The sequence below is a fragment of the Zeimonas sediminis genome, from assembly GCF_023721795.1.
Taxonomy (GTDB): Bacteria; Pseudomonadota; Gammaproteobacteria; order Burkholderiales; family Burkholderiaceae_E; genus Zeimonas; species Zeimonas sediminis.
Window position 1 is genome coordinate 2,488,478 of sequence record NZ_JAMQYE010000001.1, and the last position, 20,874, is coordinate 2,509,351.

Below are 20,874 nucleotides of genomic sequence, written 5' to 3' on the forward strand. Positions count from 1 at the left end.
GCGGAATCCTGGCTGGGCTTGGCGGGAGAGATGTCGGACGACGTTGCGTCAGGCCCCGGCCGGCCCGCAAGCGGTCGCCCCGCGCCGGTCCAGCAACAACAGGTGGCGCTCGGCGTCGAGCCGTGGCACGTCCAGCGGCACGACCTCGGCCACCGACCAGCCCTCGGGAAGCGCCGCGATCTCGTCGTGCGGCACCACCCCCTTCATTGCGGCGACGATTGTAGTCGGGCCCGCAAGCCGCTCGATGCCGGCGGCGAAGTCGGCCAGCGACGCGAAGGCGCGGCACACGATCAGGTCGGGGTCGAGCGATGGGCCGGGCTCCAGCGACTCCACATGCGTGGCGTGCACTTCCACGTGTGCAAGCGCTAACTCCACAGCGCACTGACGCAGGAAGGCGGCCTTCTTGCCGACCGGCTCGACCAGGTGAATCCTGGTATCCGGCCACACGATCGCCAGCACGATTCCCGGGAGACCTCCGCCGCTGCCGACGTCGACGACACAGCGGAAGGGGCCCTTCCGGGACAGCGGCCCGACAATCGCGAGGCTGTCGAGAAGGTGCTGGACCAGCATCGACCGAGGGTCGCGAACCGCGGTCAGGTTGTAGACCGCGTTCCACTTGGCCAGCAGCGCCAGGTAGTCCAGCAGCGCGCCGATCGCCGGCTGGGGCAGCACGAGGCCCAGGCTGGCGACGCCCGCCTTCAGCTCGGCTTCGAGCGCGTCGCGATCGCAAACCGAAGGCGCTTGCCGGCGGGCGCGCCCGGGGCGGTGCGACGACAACTCAGGCCGCCTTCTCGCCGTGCGCCGCCTGGCGACGCTTCTTCAGGTGAACCAGCAGCAGCGAGATCGCCGCCGGCGTGACTCCGGATACGCGGGCGGCCTGGCCCACGGTCTCGGGCCGGTGCTGGCTCAGCTTCTGGCGCACCTCGACCGAGAGGCCCCGCACCTGCGAGTAGTCGAAATCGGCCGGCAGGGGCAACTGCTCGTTGTGCGCGTGTCGGGCGATCTCCGCCTGCTGCCGCTGGATGTAGCCCGCATACTTGAGCTGGATCTCGACCTGCTCGGCGACCTGCGGGTCGGCAGCGCCGGGCCCGCCCAGCGCGACGATCGCCTCATAGGACACGTCGGGGCGACGCAGCAGGTCGGCGAGCGAGTGCTCGCGCTCGATCGGCTGGCCGATGGTCTCGACCGCGCGCTCCGGCGGCAGGCTGCGCGGGTTCACCCAGGTGCCGCGCAGGCGTTGCAGCTCGGCCTCGATCGCGTCGCGCTTGCGGGCGAAGGCCTCCCATCGCCTGTCGTCGACGCAGCCGAGATCGCGGCCCACCGGCGTCAGCCGCAGGTCGGCATTGTCCTCGCGCAGGCTCAGCCGGTACTCGGCGCGACTCGTGAACATCCGGTACGGCTCGGAAACGCCCCGGGTGACCAGGTCGTCGACCAGCACGCCGAGATAGGCCTCGTCGCGGCGCGGCGCCCAGGCCTCCCTGCCCTGCACCTTCAGGCTGGCGTTGATGCCGGCCAGCAGGCCCTGGGCTGCCGCCTCCTCGTAGCCGGTCGTGCCGTTGATCTGGCCCGCGAAGAAGAGTCCCTCGATCGCCCTCGTTTCCAGCGAGCGCTTCAGCCCGCGCGGATCGAAATAGTCGTACTCGATCGCGTAGCCCGGCCGAAGGATGTGGGCTCGCTCGAGGCCCGGAATCGAGTGGACCAGCTCGAGCTGCACGTCGAAGGGCAGGCTGGTCGAGATGCCGTTCGGGTAGAACTCGTTGGTCGTCAGCCCCTCGGGCTCGAGGAAGATCTGGTGCGACGACTTGGACGCGAAGCGATGGATCTTGTCCTCGATCGACGGGCAGTAACGGGGGCCGACTCCCTCGATCACGCCGGTGTACATCGGGCTGCGATCCAGCCCGCCGCGAATGATCTCGTGCGTGGCCTCGGTCGTGTGGGTGATCCAGCAGGGCAGCTGCTCGGGGTGGCTCGCCGGATCGCCGAGGAAGGAGAAGACCGGCACCGGATCGAGATCGCCGGGCTGCTCCTCGCAACGGGCGAAGTCGATGCTGCGGCCGTCGATCCGCGGCGGCGTGCCTGTCTTCAGCCGTCCCTGCGGCAGCTTCAGCTCCTTCAAGCGCTCGGCAAGCGAGATCGACGGCGGATCCCCTGCCCTGCCCGCCGAGTGATGGGCAAGGCCTACATGGATCAGGCCGTTGAGGAAGGTGCCGGTCGTCAGCACGACGGTCGGCGCACGAAAGCGCAAGCCGAGTTGGGTAACCGCGCCGGCGACCCGGTCGCCGTCGACGATCAGGTCGTCGACCGCCTGCTGGAAGAGCCAGAGGTTCGGCTGGTTCTCGAGACGGCGGCGGATCGCCTGCCGGTACAGGACCCGGTCTGCCTGGGCGCGGGTGGCCCGCACCGCAGGCCCCTTGCTCGAATTCAGGATCCGGAACTGGATCCCGGCCTCGTCGGTGGCCTCGGCCATCGCGCCGCCGAGCGCATCGATCTCCTTGACAAGGTGCCCCTTCCCGATGCCGCCGATCGACGGATTGCAGGACATCTGGCCGAGCGTTTCGATGCTGTGCGTCAGCAGCAGGGTGCGGCTGCCCATGCGGGCAGCCGCGAGCGCGGCCTCGGTGCCGGCGTGGCCACCGCCAACGACGATGACGTCGAAATGCTCAGGAAAGTCCATGATCAAGGGTTGTTGCACGGGATCCAGAAGGGAACCGCGAGGGCGCGATTATAGGCCGCCGCTGCTGGTAACAGAAGCGCTGCGAAGGGATCGGCCGTTTGGCCGAGGAGAAAGCTCTGCATCGATTCTCGCGCTGCGCGAGGGTTTCACGTGGAACCGCGGGGCCGTGGCGCCGGGGGACGCCCCCTGTTTCACGTGAAACCACCGGCTCGAGCCCATCAAGGGGGTGAACTCCGACCCGAAGCGGCCAGATCGGCGCTCGATCGAGTTACAGCCTCCGAGCCAAAGCTTTGGCCGGAACGCACGATCGAACCAGCGCCTCGGAGCCAAAGCGTTTGCTGGACGCCCCGATCGAGCGAGCGCCGCCGCGCCAGGCTTTGGCCGGCCCCCGATCGAGCACTTGCCTCTGAGCCAAGGCTTTGGCTCTGCACTCCGATCGAGATATAGCTCTCAGGTGAGGCGGCGGGTGGATGCCGATGTCGGGCGCTCCGGGCGGATGCCGACATCCGGCGCTCCGGCCAGGCCCCCTGCCCGGCACGCCGGCTCGGCACCCCGCCCGCCACTCCGAGGGCATCGACGAGCGCAGCACCGGAGATGAGCCGATGCGCCTCCGGCGCACCGGCTTGCCTCGAGCGCCACCCGGCGCCCTTGCCCCAAGGTCGAGAAGACTGCAAGCTACAGGCGAGTTTCGTCGATCGACCCACCGAATGGACTTCACGCTACCAGTGGCCTCCGACCCCGGATCCGTCTCCCCCAAGCACCTCGCGATCGCCGAGCATCTCGTCAAGAGCTACCCTGCCCTCGACCGGGTCGGCACTGCTGCGCTCGCCGCCGATATGGCCGCCCTGCCCTGCCTGGATGCGCCAGAAGATGCGACGCTTTTCTCGGAGGGCGATGCCTGCAAGGGCTTGCCGCTGCTGCTACTGGGAGAGGTCAGGGTCGCCCGCGCGACCGCCAGCGGTCGCGAGATCGAGCTGTACCGTGTGCGGCCCGGCGAATTCTGCATCGCGTCCGCTGCATGCCTGTTCGGGGGCCAGCGGCTTTCCGCGCACGGAGCCACGACTTGCCCGAGCCGCCTGCTGATCGTTCCACGTGAAACATTCCTGCGCTGGACCGACCATCGTGACGTTCGCGCGCAGTTCGTCGCCGCCGTCGCCACGCGCGTCGGCGAACTGATGAGCTTGATCGATGCGGTGATTTCCCAACGCCTGGATAGCCGTCTCGCGCACACCCTGCTCGGCCACGGCGCGGTCCTGCACACGACCCACCAGCGCCTCGCAGACGACCTCGGCACATCCCGGGAGATGGTGTCGCGCCTGCTGGGGCGCTTCGAGTCGGAAGGTCTCGTTGCCCTCGGGCGCGAGCGAATAGAGATCCTTGCCCCGGAAGCGCTTCGCGCGATCGTCGACGGAACGTATCCGCGGTCACAGACAGAGAGTGTCACTCCGTCCTAGATTTCCCATGTCGGGCCGCAGGCCCACTTTCAAGGAGAGAGGCGAATGAAAATCAATGTCGGCGGAATCGACCGGATCCTGAGGATCGTGGTCGGCATCGTGCTGATCGCGCTCGCGCTGATGGGAACGATCGGAGCCTGGGGCTGGATCGGGATCGTCCCGCTTGCCACGGGGCTGCTGAAGACCTGCCCGCTCTACTCGATCCTCGGGATCAATACCTGCCCGAGCAAGGGCAGCGCGGCCTGACCGGTTGGCGCCGAGCGCAGGCGCGCCGGGCAGCCCGGCCGCCGCTCGGCGGGAGCAGCAAACGCAACCTACCTACGGGCCTGCAAGCGTCAGCTCGCCGAAAGGGCTCCGTCAGCGCGCCGTGTCGAGCGCCCGCAGCACGCGCTCGGCTATCGCCATCGAGGCGGTCAGCCCCGGCGACTCGATGCCGAACAGATTGACCAGGCCGTCTACTCGATGGGCCTCGGGTCCGTCGATCCGGAAGTCGGCGGCGGCCTTGCCGGCGGGCACAAGCTTCGGGCGGATGCCGGCGTACGAGGCGTGCAGCGCGCCGTCGGGCACGCCCGGCCAGTAAGTCCGGATCTCTTCGTAGAAGCCGGCGCAACGCGCGGGATCGACGTCGTAGTCGATCTGCTCGATCCATTCCACGTCGGGACCGAAGCGCCCCTGTCCGCCCAGGTCTATCGTCAGGTGCACCCCCAGCCCGGCCTCGTTTGGGATGGGGTAAATCAGGCGGCTGAATGGACACTTCGCGGCCAGCGCGAAGTAGTTGCCTTTCGCGAGGTAGAGCGGCGGAACCCATGACGGATCCAGACCCTCCAGGACCGAGGCGACCGCGTTCGCGCCCAGGCCGGCCGCATTGACCAGCTCCCGGCAGCCGAGCTGCATCAGCTCCCCGCCCGCGTCGACCTCCAGCTCGAAACCACCGGGCACGACGCGCCCCCTGCGCACCCTGCTGCAGCGGGCCAGCATCGCGCCGTGGTCCTCGGCCTCTCCCTGTAGCGCGAGCATGAAGCCGTGGCTGTCGACGATACCGGTGCTCGGCGACAACAGCGCATGTGCGCACTGGAGCGACGGCTCCATCGCGATCGCCTCGGCCCCGCTCAGCCATTGCAGGTTCTCGACCCCCGCAGCCCTTGCGCGCTTGTCGATACGCTCGAGCCCGTCGCGCTGGGCATCGGTCGCCGCGACGATCAGCTTCCCGCAGTTCCGGTAGGCAACGCCACGCTCCTCGCAGTAGGCATAGAGTCGCTCCCGCCCTTCCACGCAGAGTTGCGCCTTCAGCGAACCCGGCTCGTAGTAGATGCCGGCGTGAATGACTTCGCTGTTGCGGGAACTGGTCTCGGTGCCGATCGCGTCGGCCGCCTCGAGGATCACCACTTCCCTGCCGCTGCGCGCGAGCGCGCGGGCGATCGCGAGGCCGACCACCCCGGCGCCCACCACTACCGTTTGTACCGTGTCCATCGAGTCGTCCGGGCACCGACGATCATCGTCGGCGCTTCATGCATGTTTCACGTGGAACTTCGGCCGTCATCATAGCGGCTGCGGATCGATTCCGACCGGATAGACTCGGTCGGGCGGACGACGGCGCGGACCGAGGGTTCCGCTTATTCGCGAGCGCTTGGCCAGTGCCGCCCCTTTCGCCCCGACTGCTGCGCGCCGATCCTCGAGGCGACCGGACCTCGCCCGGTCCTTCGCTCAGCCCCGGCGGTCCTCGAGCATCATCGCCGCCGCCTTCTCGGCGATCATCAGCGTCGGGGAGTTCGTGTTGCCCGACGTGATCGTCGGCATCACCGACGCATCGGCAATGCGCAGTCCAGGCACCTTGTGGCAGCGCAGGCGATGGTCGACGACCGCGCTCGGGTCGCTCGCCGGGCCCATCTTGCAGGTACCCACCGGGTGGAAGATCGTCGTGCCCACCTTCCCTGCCGCCTCGGCGAGTTCCTCGTCGGTCCGGTAGTCCGGCCCAGGCAGGTACTCGACCGGCGCGTAAGGCTTCAGCGCGTCGGCTGCGACGATCCGGCGGGTGAGCCGGATCGAGTCGGCCGCGACCTTCCGGTCCTCCTCGGTCGCCAGATAGTTCGGCATGATCCGCGGCGCGGCGAAGGGGTCGGCCGACGCCAGTCGCACCTGGCCCCGCGAGCTCGGACGCAGGTTGCAGACCGACGCGGTGAACGCCGGGAAGCGGTGCAAGGGCTCGCCGAACTTGTCGAGCGACAGCGGCTGCACGTGATACTCGACGTTCGCGCTCGCCTGCGCCGGATCCGACTTCGCGAAGGCTCCGAGCTGGCTCGGCGACATCGTCATTGGCCCGCGCCGGAACAGAAGGTACTGCAGGCCCATCTGCGCCTTGCCGATCAGGCTGTTCGCCTGACGGTTCAGCGTGTGCGCATTGCTGACCCGGTAGATCAGGCGCAGCTGCAGGTGATCCTGCAGGTTCTCTCCCACGCCGGGCAGCTCGACGACCGGTTCGATCCCGGCCTGGGCCAGCACCTCGGCCGGGCCGATGCCCGACAGCTGGAGGATCTGCGCCGTGCCGATCGCGCCGGCCGCCATCACGACCTCGTTCGAACAAAGGAAGGACTTACTTTCTCCGGAGGCGCCGCCAACGCGGCACTCCACCCCTTCGACCCGACCCGAGCCATCGGTCCTGCGCAACAGCCGCATTACCTGGGCGCCGGTCACCACCTTCAGGTTGGGGCGGGCGCTGACCGGGTGCAGGAAGGCCTTGGCCGCGTTCCAGCGGACCCCCTTGCGCTGGTTCACCTCGAAGTAGCCGCAGCCGAAGTTGTCGCCCCGGTTGAAGTCCTCGGTGGACGGGATGCCCGACTCGGCCGCGGCCTGCTGGAAGGCGTCCAGCAGCTCCCAGGCGAGCCGCTGACGCTCGACCCGCCACTCGCCGCCGTGGCCGTGCAGCGGGTCGTTGCCGCCGCCGTCGAGACCGTGCCAGTTCTCGTGCTTCAGGAAGTAGGGCAGCACCTCGTCCCAGGACCAGCCGGGATTGCCGGCGGCGGCCCACCCGTCGTAGTCGCCGCGCTGCCCGCGCATGTAGATCATCCCATTGATCGACGAGCAGCCCCCGAGCACCTTGCCGCGCGGATAGCCGATGCTGCGGCCACCCAGGCCCGCCTCGGGCTCGGTCTTGAACAGCCAGTCGGTGCGCGGATTGCCGATGCAGTACAGGTAGCCGACCGGGATGTGGATCCACAGGTAGTCGTCGCGCCCCCCCGCCTCGAGCAGCAGGACCCGCACCGAAGGATCGGCCGAGAGCCGGTTGGCCAGCAGGCAGCCAGCGGTGCCGGCGCCGACGATGATGTAGTCGAACTGTTCGCTCATTCTGCCGAGTTCCTTCGAGACGGCTTCGCCGGGATGACCGCCGGCGCGCGGCGTGCGCGCCGGGCATCCGCTGCGCCGGCGCCGGCAAGGGTATCGGCGCGCCGCCCGCCGAGTCGCCCGGCCCGACGCACCAATGACGCAAGCCGCGTCAATCCATCATGATCACCTGCCGGATCGACTCGCCGCGCGCCAGCCTGTCGAGCGCCGCGTTGATGTCGTCGAGGCGGATCCGCTCGGAAAGCAGCTTGTCGACCGGCAGCAGCCCGGCCTTGTACATCGCGATGAAGCGCGGGATGTCGCGCGAGGGCACGCAGGACCCAACGTAGCTGCCCTTCATCGTGCGCTCCTCGGCGATCAGCGTCACCGCCTGCATCTCCCACTTGTGCGCGGGATTCGGCAAGCCGGCGGTCACCGTGGTGCCGCCGCGCGCGGTGATCCGGTAGGCCAGTTCGAGCGCCTTCACGCTGCCGGCCATCTCGAACGCGTAATCGACACCGCCGCCGGTGGCGGCCTTGATCTTGTCGATCACCGCCGGGTCGGCCGCGTTGAAGCACTGCGTCGCGCCCAGCTCCCGCGCCTTCTCCAGCTTGGCGTCGAGCATGTCGACCGCGATCACCTCGACCGCGCCCACCGCCTTGGCCGCCAGCAGCGACGAAAAGCCCACGCCGCCCAGCCCCACGACCGCGACCTTGGTGCCTGCCTCGACCCTGGCGGTGTTGACCACCGCCCCGGCGCCGGTGATCACCGCGCAGCCGAACAGCGCGGCCTCGTCCCAGGGCAGCGTGGGATCGATCTTCACCGCGGAGCGCCGCGACACCACCGCGTACTCGGCGAACGCGGCGCAGCCGAGATGGTGGTTCAGCGCGCTGCCGGGCGTGCCGTCCACGCCCGGGCCGGCCACCGAGCGAAGCCGCTTGTAGCCGCCGAGCAACGACCCGGTGGCGTTCGACTCGCCGCCCGGCACGCACAGCGCGGGCCGGCCGCTCGCGCAGCTCGGGCAGGTGCCGCAGTTCGGCCTGAAGATCAGCGCCACGTGGTCGCCGACCGCCAGGTCGGTGACACCGTCGCCGAGCTCGAGCACCTCGGCCGCCGCCTCGTGGCCGACCACGATCGGCATCGGCCAGGGCCGGTCGCCGTTGATCGCCGACAGGTCCGAGTGGCAGAGGCCCGCCGCGCGGATCTTCACCAGGATCTCGCCGCGGCCGGGCGGCGCCGCCTCGACCTCCTCGATCGACAGCGGACGACTGTCCGCGTAGGGCGTCGGCAGGCACATCTCACGCAGCACGGCGGCGCGGAACTTCATCGTCTTCTCCCCCAAACTCGTTTTCGGAAATCGCCCTTTCGAGACCGGACCGCGCGGTAGATCTACCCGCGCGTTCTCAGATTCCCGCCAGGCACAGGTACTTGATCTCGAGATACTCGTCCAGACCGTACTTCGAGCCCTCGCGACCCAGCCCCGACTGCTTCACCCCGCCGAAGGGCGACACCTCGTTCGACAGGATGCCGCTGTTCACGCAGACCATGCCGGACTCGAGCGCCTCGGCCACGCGGAACACGCGGCCCACGTCGCGCGAGTAGAAGTACGAGGCCAGGCCGAACTCGGTGTCGTTGGCCATCGCGATCGCCTCGTCCTCGGTCTTGAACCGGAACAGCGGCGCCACCGGGCCGAAGGTCTCCTCGCGCGCCACGCGCATCTCGGGGGTCACGCCGGCCAGCACGGTGGGCTCGAAGAACAGCCCCCCCAGCGCGTGCCGCTTGCCGCCGGTGACCACCTTCGCGCCCTTCGAGACCGCGTCGGCGATGTGCGCCTCGACCTTGTCGATCGCGGCCGCCTCGATCAGCGGCCCCACGGTCACGCCCGGCTCGGTGCCGGCGCCGACCTTGAACTGAGCGACCTTCTCGGCGAGCTTCGCCGCGAACGCGTCGTAGACGCCGTCCTGCACGATCAGCCGGTTCGCGCACACGCAGGTCTGGCCGGCGTTGCGGTACTTGGACGCGATCGCGCCGTCGACCGCCGCGTCGAGATCGGCGTCGTCGAACACGATGAAGGGCGCGTTGCCGCCCAGCTCGAGCGACAGCTTCTTGATCGTGTCGGCCGACTGGCGCAGCAGGATGCGGCCCACTTCGGTGGAGCCGGTGAACGAGACCTTGCGCACGATCGGGCTGGTGCACAGCTCCACGCCGATCTCGGGCGCCTTGCCGGCGTCCCCGATCACGACGTTGAACACGCCGGGCGGAAAGCCCGCCTGCTCGGCCAGCTCGACCAGCGCCAGCGCCGACAGCGGCGTGGCCTCGGCCGGCTTGGCGACCACGGTGCAGCCCGCCGCGAAGGCCGGCGCGCACTTGCGGGTGATCATCGCGATCGGGAAGTTCCACGGCGTGATCGCCGCGCACACGCCGATGCCCTGCTTCAGCGCGAACAGCCGGCGATCTGCCTGCGTGGTCGGGATCACGTCGCCGTAGGCGCGCTTGCCCTCCTCGGCGAACCACTCGATGAACGAGGCGCCGTAGGCGACCTCGCCGCGCGACTCGGCGAGCGGCTTGCCCTGCTCGGCGGTCATCAGCATCGCCAGGTCCTCGGTGTGCGCGAGGATCAGGTCGAACCAGCGGCGCATGATCGCCGCCCGCTCCTTCGCGGTCTTCGCCCGCCAGGCGGGCAGCGCGCGGGCGGCCGCGTCGATCGCGCGGCGGGTCTCGGCCGCGCCCATGTCGGCCACTTCGACGATCGTCGCGCCGGTGGCCGGGTTGGTGACCGCGAAGCGGCCGCCGGCGTCGGCGTCGACCCACTTGCCGTCGATGTAGCCCTTCGCCTTGAGCAGCGACATCTCTTTCAACTGCAGCGTCATCTGTGCATCTCCCTCGTTGCCCGCGGGCACCGCCGCGCCGTCGGCGCCAGCCGCGGCCCGCGCGGCATCATGAAAAACGGCGGCCACCGGCCGCCGTCGCGATCACTTCATCGTCGGCATCACGAACTCGGCGCCGGCACGAATGCCGGCCGGCCAGCGCTGCGTGACCGCCTTGTAGCGGGTGTAGAAGCGCACGCCCTCGGGCCCGTGCATGTGGTGGTCGCCAAACAGCGAGGCCTTCCAGCCGCCGAACGAGTGGAAGGCCATCGGCACCGGGATCGGCACGTTCACGCCGACCATGCCGATCTGCACGCGGGTCGCGAACTCGCGGGCGGCGTCGCCGTCGCGGGTGAAGATCGCGCAACCGTTGCCGAACTCGTGGTCGTTGATCAGCTTCAGCGCCTCCTCGAAACTGGCCGCGCGCACGATGCCGAGCACCGGCCCGAAGATCTCCTCGTTGTAGATCTTCATGCCGGGCTTCACGTGGTCGAACAGGCAGCCGCCCAGGAAGAAGCCCTTCTCGTGGCCGGCCACCTTCAGGTCGCGGCCGTCCACGACCAGCTTCGCGCCCTCCGCCACGCCCGCATCGACGTAGCCGCGAACCTTGGCCAGGTGCGCGCCGGTGACCAGCGGGCCCATCTCGGCCGTCTGGTCCATGCCGGGCGCGACCTTGATCTGCGGCACCCGCTCGGCGAGCCGGGCCACCAGCTTGTCGGCCACGTCGCCGACCGCCACCGCGATCGACACCGCCATGCAGCGCTCGCCGGCCGAACCATAGGCCGCGCCGATCAGCGCATCGACCGCCTGGTCGAGGTCGGCATCGGGCATCACCACCATGTGGTTCTTGGCGCCGCCGAGCGCCTGCACCCGCTTGCCGTTGGCGCTGGCGGTGTCGTGGATGTACTTCGCGATCGGAGTGGAGCCCACGAAGCTGACCGCCGCCACCTGCGGATGGCCGAGCAGCGCGTCGACCGCTTCCTTGTCGCCGTTGACCACGTTGAACACGCCGTCGGGCAGGCCCGCTTCCTTGAGCAGCCGCGCCATGACGTGCGAGGCCGACGGGTCGCGCTCCGACGGCTTCAGCACGAAGGTGTTGCCGCAGGCGATCGCCACCGGGAACATCCACATCGGGACCATCGTCGGGAAGTTGAACGGCGTGATGCCGGCGCACACGCCCAGCGGCTGGCGGATCGAGTACATGTCGACGCCGGTGCCGACCTGCTCGCTGTATTCGCCCTTGAGCAGCTGCGGAATGCCGCATGCGAACTCGACGACCTCGAGGCCGCGGGTGATCTCGCCGAGCGCGTCGCTGTACACCTTGCCGTGCTCGGCCACGATGCAGCGGGCCAGCTCGTCGACGTTGCGCTCGACCAGCTCCTTGAACTTGAACATCACGCGGGCCCGGCGCAGCGGCGGCGTGGCGGCCCAGCCCGGGAAGGCGGCGGCGGCGGATTTCACCGCGGCGTCGACCTGGGCGGCCGAGGCCAGCGCGACCTCGCGCGCGACCTGGCCGGTGGCCGGGTCGTAGACCGGCGCGCTGCGCGAGCCCGCTTCGGGGGGAACGGCCTGGCCGTCGATCCAGTGCCCCACCATGGTGGCGCTGGTCAAGGTGCTGTCGGAGCTGCCCATTTTCTCTGGTCCTCTGGGTTCGGTTCGTGGCTTGGCGGGCGAATCGTCGCTTCGCGCGGCATTCGGGGCCGGAAAGGCCGGAACGAGGGCCGGAAAGCCGGAAGGCCGGTTGACAGGCCCCGTCTGCAGTCGCTATCGTTCAACATATTGAACGCGCGTTCAGTTTCAGGAACACCGCGAGTTTAGCGCTCGCCGACACGATGTCAACCCGAATCCTCGCCAGACCCGATCGCGATCAAGCCGGCGAAGCCTCGCTGGTGCCCGCGGTCGAGCGCGCCACCCGCCTGCTCGATCACCTGGCCACCGTGAGCCGCCCGCAGGCGCTGGCCGAGCTCGCGAAAGCGCTCGCGCTGCCCAAGAGCAGCCTGCACGGCCTGTTGCACACGCTGACCGCGCTCGGGCTGGCTATGCGCGACGCCCGCGGCGAGTACGCGCTCGGCCCCAAGGCGCTGCACTGGGCGCAGGCCTTCGAGCGGCAGTCCAGCGTGATCGCCGCCTTCAACCAGGCCTCGCAGGCCTTCGATGCGCTGCGCGAGGAAACGATCATGCTGGCGGTGCTCGACGGCGGCGACGTGCTGTACCTGGCCTGCCGGCCCGGCAACCGCGCGCTGGGCGTCAACTTCCGGGTAGGCGGCCGCTTCCCGGCCTGCTTCACCTCGTCGGGCAAGGCGATGCTGGCCACGCTGCCGGCCGAGCGGGTCGATGCGCTGGTCGAGCCCGAGTTGCCCGGGCGGCTGACCCGCCACAGCGTGGCAAGCCGCGACCAGCTCGAGGGCCAGCTGCAGGCGGTGCGCGCCAGCGGCTACGCGATCGACGACGAGGAGACCGCCGAGGGCATGCACTGCTTCGGCGCGCCGGTCTTCGCCGCCGGGCGCACCGAGGCGGTCGCCGCGGTCGCGGTCAGCCTGATCAAGGCGTCCACCACCCCCGAGCGCGAGGCCGAGGTGGTCGCCGCGATCACCGCGCTGGCTGCCGACGTGTCGCGCCGGCTGGGCGCCTCCCAGCGGACCCGTCCCCGCCCCCCACTTTCCCCGGTCGCCGCTTCGGCGGCATGATCACCCTTCGCCCCGCTCACCCAACCCCGACAGGTCAGACCATGGATCTCGGCACTTCCCCCGCGCAAACCCCGGCTTCGCTCGCGATCGACGGCGACCGGCTCTGGAACAGCCTGATGGAGCTCGCGAAGATCGGCGCCACGCCCAAGGGCGGCGTCGCGCGCCTCGCGCTGACCGACCTCGACCGCCAGGGCCGCGACCTGGTCTGCGGCTGGCTGCGCGAGGCCGGCTGCACGCTGCGGGTCGACGGCATCGGCAACGTCTTCGCGATCCGCCCCGACCGCAACGGCAGCGTCGACGCGCCGGCGGTTGCCGTGGGCAGCCACATCGACACCCAGCCCAACGGCGGCAAGTTCGACGGCAACTACGGCGTGCTGGCCGGTCTCGAGGTGCTGCGCACGCTGAACGACCACGGCGTGAAGACCGACAGGCCCTTCGCGGTCGCGATCTGGACCAACGAGGAGGGCAGCCGCTTCACCCCGGTGATGATGGGCTCGGGCGTGTTCGCCGAGGCCTTCACGCTCGACTCCTGCCTGGCCCAGCGCGACCGCGACGGCGCCAGCGTCGCCGAGGCCCTGGCCGCGATCGGCTACGCCGGCAAGGACCAGCCGCCCGCGCTCGCCGCCTACCTCGAGCCGCACATCGAGCAGGGCCCGGTGCTCGAGCGCGAGGGCATCACGATCGGTGCGGTCGAGACCGCGCTCGGCCAGCGCTGGTTCGACGTCACCGTCACCGGCCAGGACGCGCACGCCGGCCCGACCCCGATCGAGATGCGCCGCGACGCGCTGCTGGCCGCCTCGAAGCTGGTCATCGAGGTGCGCCGGATCGCCTCGCAGTACCCGGACTACGCGCGCGGCACCGTCGGCCAGATGCAGGTGATCCCGAACTCGCGCAACGTGATCCCGGGCAAGGTCGTGTTCAGCGTCGACTTCCGCAACGCGAGCGAGGACACGCTGGCCGCGATGGCCGAGGACCTGCGCGCCTGCGCGGCGCGGGTCGCGGCCGAGGACGGCGTCGAGGTCGACGTGCAGCAGGTCGTGCACTTCCCGCCCTGCGCCTTCGACCCGGCGCTGGTCGCGTCGATCGAGCAGGGCGCCCGGCGCGCCGGCCTGAGCGTTCGCCGGATCGCAAGCGGCGCCGGCCACGACGCGGTCTACGTGGCGCGCAAGTGCCCGACCGCGATGATCTTCGTGCCCTGCGAGGGCGGCATCAGCCACAACGAGATCGAGAACGCCGTGCCCTCGGACCTGGCCGCCGGCTGCCAGGTGCTGCTCGGCGCGGTGCTCGAGCAGGCGGGCGCCGCCTGAGGCCTTTCGGGAATCGCGGCTCGCGAGCGGCAGCCGCTGCCGCGAACGGCCGCGAGCCTCGCAAGCACCGAACGAGCGCAGCGCAACCGATGTCGATCGCAAACGAGCGCCGCCTGCCGATCGCGCTCACCTTGGGCGACCCCTGCGGCATCGGCCCGGAGGTCGTGCTGAAGGCCTGCGCCGACCCCGGCCTGGAGCCCGCCCTGCGCGAGCGCCTGCTGGTGGTAGGCGACCCGGCCCTGATCGAGCGCGAGGCCGCCCGGCTCGGCCTGCCGGTGCCGGCACGGATCGAGCCGGTCGACCGGCTGCCGGCCGACCTGGTTCCAGGCCGCATCGACCCGCGCGCAGGCCACGCCGCCTGGCGCTTCGTCGTGCACGCGGCCCGGCTGGCACTCGCCGGCCGGGTGGCGGCCGTCGTGACCGCGCCGCTGTCCAAGGAAGCGATGCACTTGGCCGGGCACGACTATCCGGGCCACACCGAGTTGCTGGCGGAGTTGGCCGGCGGCACCGAGGTCCGGATGATGCTGGCCAACGCCGATCTGCGGACAGTGCTGGTCTCGATCCATGTTTCGCTGCGCGATGCGATCGAGCGCGTAACCCGTGAAAACGTGCTGTCCACGATAGTCATCACTCACACCGCATTGGTGCGCGCCGGCATCGCCGAGCCGAGGATCGCGGTCGCGGGCCTGAACCCCCATGCCGGAGAATCCGGCGCCTTCGGCCACGAGGAGATCGCCGAGATCGCGCCGGCGATCGCCGATGCCCGCGCCCGAGGCATCGCGGCGAGCGGCCCGTGGCCGCCCGATACCGTCTTCATGCGGGCGCGCGGCTTTCGCGAGTTCGACGCGGTGGTCGCGATGTACCACGACCAGGGCCTGATCCCGGTGAAGTACCTGGGGCTGGAGGACGGCGTCAACATCACGATCGGCCTGCCCTTCGTGCGCACCAGCCCGGACCACGGCACCGCCTTCGACATCGCCGGCAAGCCCGGCCCCGACGGGCGCGGGCTCGCCGATCCGCGCAGCATGGTCGCCGCGATCCGCCGGGCGGCCGAGCTGGCAGGCGCGGCGCCCGTGGCAGGCGCGGCACTCCCGACCGGTGGGCCGGCCCCCGCCACGCCCGCGCGCCCCCCGGAGCCGGACGCCGGACGGGCCTGAGACCATGCCCTTCCCCGAATGGCCGGGCCAGGCGCTGGCCGCCGCCGCCCTGCTGGCCGGACTGCTGCTGCTCGACGCGATCCGCCGCGCCGACTGGCAGGCGCCGATGGGCCAGCACCTGTACTGGGCCAGCGCCACAGCGCTGCTCTGGGCCGCCCGCCACATGACGGTCACGCTGCCCGGCGGCCTCACGCTGCAGTACATGGGCGCCGCCTGGCTGACCCTGCTGCTCGGCTATCCGCGCGCGGTCGTGTCGATGGCGCTGGTCTTCGGCGCCGAAGCGCTGGCCGGCGACGACCCGATGCTCGCCGCGGCGCCGTCGCTGCTGCTGCTGGGCATCCTGCCCGCCTGGCTGATCTGGCAGGTCGCGACGCAATGCCGGCGAAGGCTGCCCGCCAACCTGTTCGTGTTCCTGCTCGGGGTCGGCTTCCTGGGCCTGTTCGCGACCTACGCGCTGTCCCTGCTGCTCGCCGCAGGCCTCACCGCGCTGATCGGCGGGCCGAGCGCGCCGGCCTACTGGGAAACGATGCTGCCCTACGCGCTGCTGCTGGCCACCGGCGAGACCTGGCTCGAAGGCATGATGACGACGCTGCTGGTCGTGTTCGCGCCGGGCGCGGTCAGGCTGTTCGACGAGCGCTTCTACCTGTCGCGCCCGCCGCAGGGATGACCGCGCCGGCCGCGGCCCCTTCCGGGGCCGGGCCGCGTGCAACGCTCAGGCGAGACCGCTGGCCTTCGCCCACTGCCAGGTGTCGTCGAGCGCAGCCGTTGCGTGGGCGAGCAGCTCGCGCAGCTCGTGCTCCTCGATGACCAGCGGCGGCGAGAACGCGATGATGTCGCCCGGCAGCACGCGCACGATCGCGCCGCGGCGCTGCGCGTTCTTCACGAGCTGCGCGCCCACCGCGGCCTTCGGGTCGAAGCCGGCCTTGGTCGCCTTGTCGCGCACCAGTTCCCAGGCGCCGATCAGGCCCACCCCGCGCGCCTCGCCCACCATCGGGTGGTCGGCCATCGCGCGCAAGCCGTCCTGCAGCACCGGCGCCACCCGGCGCACGTGCGCGAGCAGGTCGCGCTCCTCGTAGATCGCCAGCGTCTCGAGCGCAACCGCCGCGGGCACAGGATGGCCTGAGTAGGTGAAGCCGTGGCCGAACACGCCGAGCTTGCGCGACTGGTCCTCCAGCACCGAGTAGATGCGCTGCGAGACCATCATCGCGGACATCGGCTGGTAGCCGCTGGTCATCATCTTCGCGCAGGTCAGCACGTCGGGCCGGATGCCGAAGGTCTGCGAGCCGAACATGTTGCCGGTGCGCCCGAAGCCGCAGATCACCTCGTCGGCGATCATCAGCACGTCGTACTTCGCGAGCACCTGCTGCACCCGCTCGAAGTAGGTGGCCGGCGGCACGAGTACGCCGCCGGCGCCCATCACCGGCTCGGCGAAGAAGGCCGCGACCGTGTCCGGGCCTTCGGCGAGGATCAGCCGCTCGAGCTCGTCGGCCAGGCGCTGCGCGTACGCCTCCTCGCTCTCGCCGGGCAGCGCGGCCCGCCAGTGGTGCGGCGTCTCGGTGTGCAGGAAGCGCGGCGCGGGCAGGTCCCAGTCGCTGTGCGCGAAGGCCAGCCCGGTGAGGCTCGCCGACGCCACGGTCACGCCGTGGTAGGCCTTGCGACGCGAGATCAGCTTCTTCTTTTCCGGGCGCCCCAGCGCGTTGTTGTAGTACCAGGCGAGCTTCACCGCCGAGTCGTTCGCCTCCGAGCCCGAGTTCGCGAAGAACACGCGCGCCATGCCCTCGGGCGCCACGCCGATCAGCTTCTCGGCGAGCTCGGTGGCGATCGCCGGCACCTTGCCGGAGAACGAGTGGTAGAAGGGCAGACTGAGCATCTGCCGGTAGGCGGCCTCGGCCAGGCGCTTCTCCGAGAAGCCCAGGCCCGCGCACCACAGGCCCGCCATGCCCTCGATGTAGCGCCGGCCCGCCTCGTCGTAGACGTACACGCCCTCGCCGCGCGAGATCACGAGCGGCCCTTCGGCCTGCACCAGCGCCAGGTTGGTCGACGGGTGAAGGTGGAACGCGAGGTCGCGGCGCGCGGCCGCGCTGTCTGACAGGTCCATCGGGCGTATCCTCAGAGATTCGCCATCATCAGGCGGCGAGCCGCGCCTCGAGCTTCGCCTTGACCTCGAGCAGGTCCTCGGGCAGCCGCTGCGCGAGCTTCTCGAACAGCTCCGCGTGCAGCGCGAACTCCTGCTCCCAGGCGGCCTTGTCGATCGAGGTGATCTTCGCGAAGGACTCGGCCGGGAAGCCCAGGCCGTCCCAGTGCAGGTCCTCGTAGCGCGGCGTGAAGCCGAACACGTGCTCGACGCCGCCGGCACGCGCCTCGATCCGGTCGATCATCCACTTCAGCACGCGCATGTTCTCGCCGAAGCCCGGCCACACGAACTTGCCGTTCTCGTCGGTGCGGAACCAGTTCACGCAGAAGATCGCCGGCAGCTTCGCGCCGCCCGCCTGCATCCGGTTGCCCAGGTCGAGCCAGTGCGAGAAGTAGTCGGCCATGTTGTAGCCGCAGAAGGGCAGCATCGCGAACGGGTCGCGGCGCACGACGCCGGTGGCCCCGGCCTGCGCGGCGGTCGTTTCCGAGCCCATCGTGGCGGCCATGTACACGCCCTCGACCCAGTCCCGGGCCTGCGTGACCAGCGGCACCGTGGTCGAGCGGCGGCCGCCGAAGATGAAGGCGTCGATCGCCACGCCGTCGACGCTGTCCCAGTCAGCGTCGATCGCAGGGTTCTGGGTGGCGGCCACGGTGAAGCGCGCGTTCGGGTGCGCGGCCTTGCGGCCGGCCTTGCCGTCCTCGGGCGTCCAGTCGCGGCCCTGCCAGTCGATCAGGTGCGCCGGCGGCTCGGACATGCCCTCCCACCAGACGTCGCCGTCGTCGGTCAGCGCCACGTTCGTGAAGATCGTGTTCGCATGCAGCGAGGCCATGCAGTTGCGGTTCGTCTTCTCGTTCGTGCCCGGCGCCACCCCGAAGTAGCCGGCCTCGGGGTTGATCGCGTAGAGCCGGCCGTCGGAGTGCGGCTTGATCCAGGCGATGTCGTCGCCGATCGTGGTGACCTTCCAGCCCTCGAAGCCCTTGGGCGGGATCAGCATCGCGAAGTTGGTCTTGCCGCAGGCCGACGGGAAGGCGGCGGCCACGTGGTATTTCCTGCCCTCGGGCGAGGTCACGCCGAGGATCAGCATGTGCTCGGCAAGCCAGCCGATGCCGCCGGCCTGCACGTCCTGCCGGCCCATGTTCGACGCGATGCGCAGCGCGAAGCACTTCTTGCCGAGCAGCGCGTTGCCGCCGTAGCCGGAGCCGAAGGACCAGATCTCGCGGGTCTCGGGATAGTGGACGATGTACTTGGTCGGATTGCAGGGCCAGGGGACGTCCTTCTCGCCGGCGGCCAGCGGCTTGCCGACCGAGTGCACGCAGGGCACGAAGCCGCCGTCGTGGCCGAGCACGTCGTAGACGGCCTTGCCCATCCGGGTCATCAGCTTCATGCTGACCGCCACGTAGGGGCTGTCGGACAGCTCCACGCCGACGTGCGAGATGTGGCTGCCGATCGGGCCCATCGAGAACGGGATCACGTACAACGTGCGGCCGGCCATGCAGCCGTCGAACAGCCCGTCCAGCGTCGCGCGCATCTCGGCCGGGTCGACCCAGTTGTTGGTCGGGCCGGCGTCGTCGCGGTTCTCCGAGCAGATGTAGGTGCGGTCCTCGACCCGGGCCACGTCGCCCGGATCGGACCAGGCCAGGTAGGAATTCGGGCGCTTCTCCGGGTTCAGCCGGCGCAGCGTGCCGGCGGCGACCATCTGCTCGCAGAGCCGGTCGTACTCGGCCTCGGAACCGTCGCACCAGTGGATGCGCGCCGGACGGGTCAGGCTGGCGATCGAGTCGACCCACTCGAGCAGCCGGCGGTGGCGCACCCAGGCCGGGGCCCCCAGGCGCGACACCAGCGCATTGATCTCTTCGGCTCGCGCCTGCAGCGCGCCGGAAGCGGGATGGTTCATCGGTGAATCTCCGTGATGTGAAAGCTTTCGGCGCGGCGCGCGCGGCGAACCCTGCACTGGGCGCGCGCGGCAGGCGGCAGCGGAGCGGGCGAAGGGCGGCAAGCCGGGCTCTGCTGCAGCAACCCGGTTCGGCGGCCGCCGCGCCCGCACTCGGGGGGCGCGCACGGCCGCGATCGACGGGCCATCGGGTTCGTGTCTCTGGGTCGCGTCGTCATGCCTCTTCGGCAGGTTCGGGCGAGCGGCCGTAAAGCCTTCGATATTACACCGGGCACCTGTCGGCTCCGTGATAATTGCCCGCATGACGCCCGAAACCTCGCCCGCCCCTGCCGACAGCGCCCGTTCGGCGCCGGGCAGCGCCGCCGCCGCCCCGATCGACCGCAGCCGGATCCGCCACGCCTGGCGGCGGATCGCCGGCCGCATCCGCCAGACGCCCACGATCGACGTCGAGGTCGACGGCCGCAGCGTGAACCTGAAGCTCGAGTGCCTGCAGCGCGCCGGCTCGTTCAAGGCGCGCGGGGCCTTCAACCGCCTGCTCGCCGCGCTCGAAGGCCCCGAGTCGGCCGAGGCGCTGCGCGGCGCCGGCGTGGTCGCGGCCTCGGGCGGCAACCACGGCATCGCGGTCGCGCTCGCGGCGGCCGACCTCGGCGTGCCGGCCCACATCTTCCTTCCGGCGAACGCGCCGGCCGCGAAGAAGGCGCGGCTGCGCGCGCTGGGCGCCGCGCTGCACCTGCACGGCGAGCGATACGCCGACGCCTTCGCGGCCAGCCAGGCCTTCGCCGCCGAGACCGGCGCGATCGTCGCCCATGCCTACGACCAGGACGAGATCCTGGCCGGCCAGGGCACGGTCGCGCTCGAATGGGCGCTGCAGCGCCCCGACCTCGACACCCTGCTGATCGCGGTGGGCGGCGGCGGCCTGATCGGCGGCATCGCCGCGTGGCACGGCGATGCCGGCCACGGCTCGCCCGGCGGGGACCCGGTCCCGGGCGGCACGGCGCCGGCCGCCCGGATCGTCGCGGTCGAGCCGCGCGCCTGCCCGACGCTGCACGAAGCGCTGGCGGCCGGCCGCATCGTCGACGTGTCGCCCGGCGGGCTCGCCGCCGACTCGCTTGGCGCCTCGCGCGTCGGCGAGCGGATGTTCCCGATCGCGCAGCGCCACGTCGCGGCGTCGGTGCTGGTCGAGGACGATGCGATCCGCGATGCCCAGCGCTGGCTCTGGCAACACCTGCGGCTCGCCGTCGAGCCGGGCGGCGCCGCCGCCTTCGCCGCCCTGCGCAGCGGCGCCTGGCAGCCGCCGCCGGGCGCGCGGATCGGCGTGCTGGCCTGCGGCGCGAACGTCGACCCGGCCACGCTGGCCGATTCCCAACCAGGAGAAGCCGAGTGAG

The 20,874-nt window shown here is 70.7% G+C and carries 16 protein-coding genes; 7 read left to right on the forward strand and 9 right to left on the reverse strand.

All coding sequences use genetic code 11. The annotated features are described in order from the left end of the window. Positions 1–48: 48 nt before the first annotated feature. Positions 49–777: a 16S rRNA (guanine(527)-N(7))-methyltransferase RsmG gene (rsmG, locus tag M6I34_RS11775; RefSeq protein ID WP_272485866.1), complete on the reverse strand. Its 729-nt coding sequence runs from the start codon at positions 775–777 to the stop codon at positions 49–51. Position 778: 1 nt separating this feature from the next. Continuing rightward, positions 779–2,674 (reverse strand): tRNA uridine-5-carboxymethylaminomethyl(34) synthesis enzyme MnmG, encoded by a 1,896-nt coding sequence (gene mnmG, locus M6I34_RS11780; RefSeq protein ID WP_272485867.1) that lies wholly within the window; start codon positions 2,672–2,674, stop codon positions 779–781. Positions 2,675–3,381: 707 nt separating this feature from the next. On the opposite strand from mnmG, the gene M6I34_RS11785 reads away from it, so the two are divergent. Then, positions 3,382–4,128, forward strand: a complete 747-nt coding sequence (locus tag M6I34_RS11785; RefSeq protein WP_272485868.1) for a Crp/Fnr family transcriptional regulator — start codon at positions 3,382–3,384, stop codon at positions 4,126–4,128. Positions 4,129–4,173: 45 nt separating this feature from the next. Beyond that, the gene (locus tag M6I34_RS11790) at positions 4,174–4,374 is read left to right on the forward strand and encodes a YgaP family membrane protein (RefSeq protein ID WP_272485869.1); all 201 of its coding nucleotides are present in this window, start codon (positions 4,174–4,176) and stop codon (positions 4,372–4,374) included. A gap of 111 nt (positions 4,375–4,485) precedes the next feature. Here the strand turns inward: M6I34_RS11790 and M6I34_RS11795 are convergent, their stop codons facing one another. The 5 genes from M6I34_RS11795 to M6I34_RS11815 all read right to left on the reverse strand — a co-directional run bounded on the left by M6I34_RS11795 (position 4,486) and on the right by M6I34_RS11815 (position 11,945). Next, positions 4,486–5,598 carry an NAD(P)/FAD-dependent oxidoreductase gene (locus tag M6I34_RS11795; RefSeq protein ID WP_272485870.1) on the reverse strand — a complete coding sequence of 371 codons (1,113 nt, stop codon included), beginning with the start codon at positions 5,596–5,598 and terminating at the stop codon, positions 4,486–4,488. Between the two features lie 234 nt (positions 5,599–5,832). Further along, the gene (locus M6I34_RS11800; RefSeq protein WP_272485871.1) at positions 5,833–7,470 is read right to left on the reverse strand and encodes a GMC family oxidoreductase; all 1,638 of its coding nucleotides are present in this window, start codon (positions 7,468–7,470) and stop codon (positions 5,833–5,835) included. Positions 7,471–7,618: 148 nt separating this feature from the next. Next, positions 7,619–8,773: a zinc-dependent alcohol dehydrogenase family protein gene (locus tag M6I34_RS11805; protein WP_272485872.1), complete on the reverse strand. Its 1,155-nt coding sequence runs from the start codon at positions 8,771–8,773 to the stop codon at positions 7,619–7,621. A 76-nt stretch (positions 8,774–8,849) separates the two neighbouring features. Further along, positions 8,850–10,316, reverse strand: coding sequence for an NAD-dependent succinate-semialdehyde dehydrogenase (locus M6I34_RS11810; RefSeq protein ID WP_272485873.1), 1,467 nt, complete (start codon positions 10,314–10,316; stop codon positions 8,850–8,852). Between the two features lie 102 nt (positions 10,317–10,418). Next, complete coding sequence (locus tag M6I34_RS11815; RefSeq protein ID WP_272485874.1) at positions 10,419–11,945, reverse strand: CoA-acylating methylmalonate-semialdehyde dehydrogenase; 1,527 nt, start codon at positions 11,943–11,945, stop codon at positions 10,419–10,421. A 200-nt stretch (positions 11,946–12,145) separates the two neighbouring features. Here M6I34_RS11815 and M6I34_RS11820 point away from each other — a divergent pair, with 200 nt between their 5' ends. The 4 genes from M6I34_RS11820 to M6I34_RS11835 all read left to right on the forward strand — a co-directional run bounded on the left by M6I34_RS11820 (position 12,146) and on the right by M6I34_RS11835 (position 16,131). Beyond that, entirely contained in the window at positions 12,146–13,000 is an 855-nt protein-coding gene (locus M6I34_RS11820; RefSeq protein WP_272485875.1) for an IclR family transcriptional regulator, read from the forward strand. Between the two features lie 41 nt (positions 13,001–13,041). After that, on the forward strand, positions 13,042–14,307 hold the full coding sequence (locus M6I34_RS11825; protein WP_272485876.1) for a Zn-dependent hydrolase: 1,266 nt from the start codon (positions 13,042–13,044) through the stop codon (positions 14,305–14,307). Positions 14,308–14,396: 89 nt separating this feature from the next. Next, positions 14,397–15,464, forward strand: a complete 1,068-nt coding sequence (pdxA, locus tag M6I34_RS11830) for a 4-hydroxythreonine-4-phosphate dehydrogenase PdxA (protein ID WP_272485877.1) — start codon at positions 14,397–14,399, stop codon at positions 15,462–15,464. A 4-nt stretch (positions 15,465–15,468) separates the two neighbouring features. Next, the gene (locus tag M6I34_RS11835; protein WP_272485878.1) at positions 15,469–16,131 is read left to right on the forward strand and encodes an energy-coupling factor ABC transporter permease; all 663 of its coding nucleotides are present in this window, start codon (positions 15,469–15,471) and stop codon (positions 16,129–16,131) included. A gap of 45 nt (positions 16,132–16,176) precedes the next feature. On the opposite strand, the gene M6I34_RS11840 is transcribed toward M6I34_RS11835, so the two are convergent. Next, entirely contained in the window at positions 16,177–17,562 is a 1,386-nt protein-coding gene (locus M6I34_RS11840; protein ID WP_272485879.1) for an aspartate aminotransferase family protein, read from the reverse strand. A gap of 28 nt (positions 17,563–17,590) precedes the next feature. Next, positions 17,591–19,492 (reverse strand): phosphoenolpyruvate carboxykinase (GTP), encoded by a 1,902-nt coding sequence (locus tag M6I34_RS11845; protein ID WP_272485880.1) that lies wholly within the window; start codon positions 19,490–19,492, stop codon positions 17,591–17,593. Between the two features lie 298 nt (positions 19,493–19,790). Between M6I34_RS11845 and M6I34_RS11850 the strand changes: the two genes are divergently transcribed. Beyond that, positions 19,791–20,873: a serine/threonine dehydratase gene (locus M6I34_RS11850; RefSeq protein ID WP_272485881.1), complete on the forward strand. Its 1,083-nt coding sequence runs from the start codon at positions 19,791–19,793 to the stop codon at positions 20,871–20,873. Position 20,874 lies beyond the last annotated feature (1 nt).

Coding starts and splice junctions, on each gene's coding strand:
- mnmG (WP_272485867.1), bottom strand. CDS start 2,674: ATGGACTTTCCTGAGCATTTCGACGTCATCGTCGTTGGCGGTGGCCAC.
- M6I34_RS11785 (WP_272485868.1), top strand. CDS start 3,382: ATGGACTTCACGCTACCAGTGGCCTCCGACCCCGGATCCGTCTCCCCC.
- M6I34_RS11790 (WP_272485869.1), top strand. CDS start 4,174: ATGAAAATCAATGTCGGCGGAATCGACCGGATCCTGAGGATCGTGGTC.
- M6I34_RS11795 (WP_272485870.1), bottom strand. CDS start 5,598: ATGGACACGGTACAAACGGTAGTGGTGGGCGCCGGGGTGGTCGGCCTC.
- M6I34_RS11800 (WP_272485871.1), bottom strand. CDS start 7,470: ATGAGCGAACAGTTCGACTACATCATCGTCGGCGCCGGCACCGCTGGC.
- M6I34_RS11805 (WP_272485872.1), bottom strand. CDS start 8,773: ATGAAGTTCCGCGCCGCCGTGCTGCGTGAGATGTGCCTGCCGACGCCC.
- M6I34_RS11810 (WP_272485873.1), bottom strand. CDS start 10,316: ATGACGCTGCAGTTGAAAGAGATGTCGCTGCTCAAGGCGAAGGGCTAC.
- M6I34_RS11815 (WP_272485874.1), bottom strand. CDS start 11,945: ATGGGCAGCTCCGACAGCACCTTGACCAGCGCCACCATGGTGGGGCAC.
- M6I34_RS11820 (WP_272485875.1), top strand. CDS start 12,146: ATGTCAACCCGAATCCTCGCCAGACCCGATCGCGATCAAGCCGGCGAA.
- M6I34_RS11825 (WP_272485876.1), top strand. CDS start 13,042: ATGGATCTCGGCACTTCCCCCGCGCAAACCCCGGCTTCGCTCGCGATC.
- pdxA (WP_272485877.1), top strand. CDS start 14,397: ATGTCGATCGCAAACGAGCGCCGCCTGCCGATCGCGCTCACCTTGGGC.
- M6I34_RS11835 (WP_272485878.1), top strand. CDS start 15,469: ATGCCCTTCCCCGAATGGCCGGGCCAGGCGCTGGCCGCCGCCGCCCTG.
- M6I34_RS11840 (WP_272485879.1), bottom strand. CDS start 17,562: ATGGACCTGTCAGACAGCGCGGCCGCGCGCCGCGACCTCGCGTTCCAC.
- M6I34_RS11845 (WP_272485880.1), bottom strand. CDS start 19,492: ATGAACCATCCCGCTTCCGGCGCGCTGCAGGCGCGAGCCGAAGAGATC.
- M6I34_RS11850 (WP_272485881.1), top strand. CDS start 19,791: ATGACGCCCGAAACCTCGCCCGCCCCTGCCGACAGCGCCCGTTCGGCG.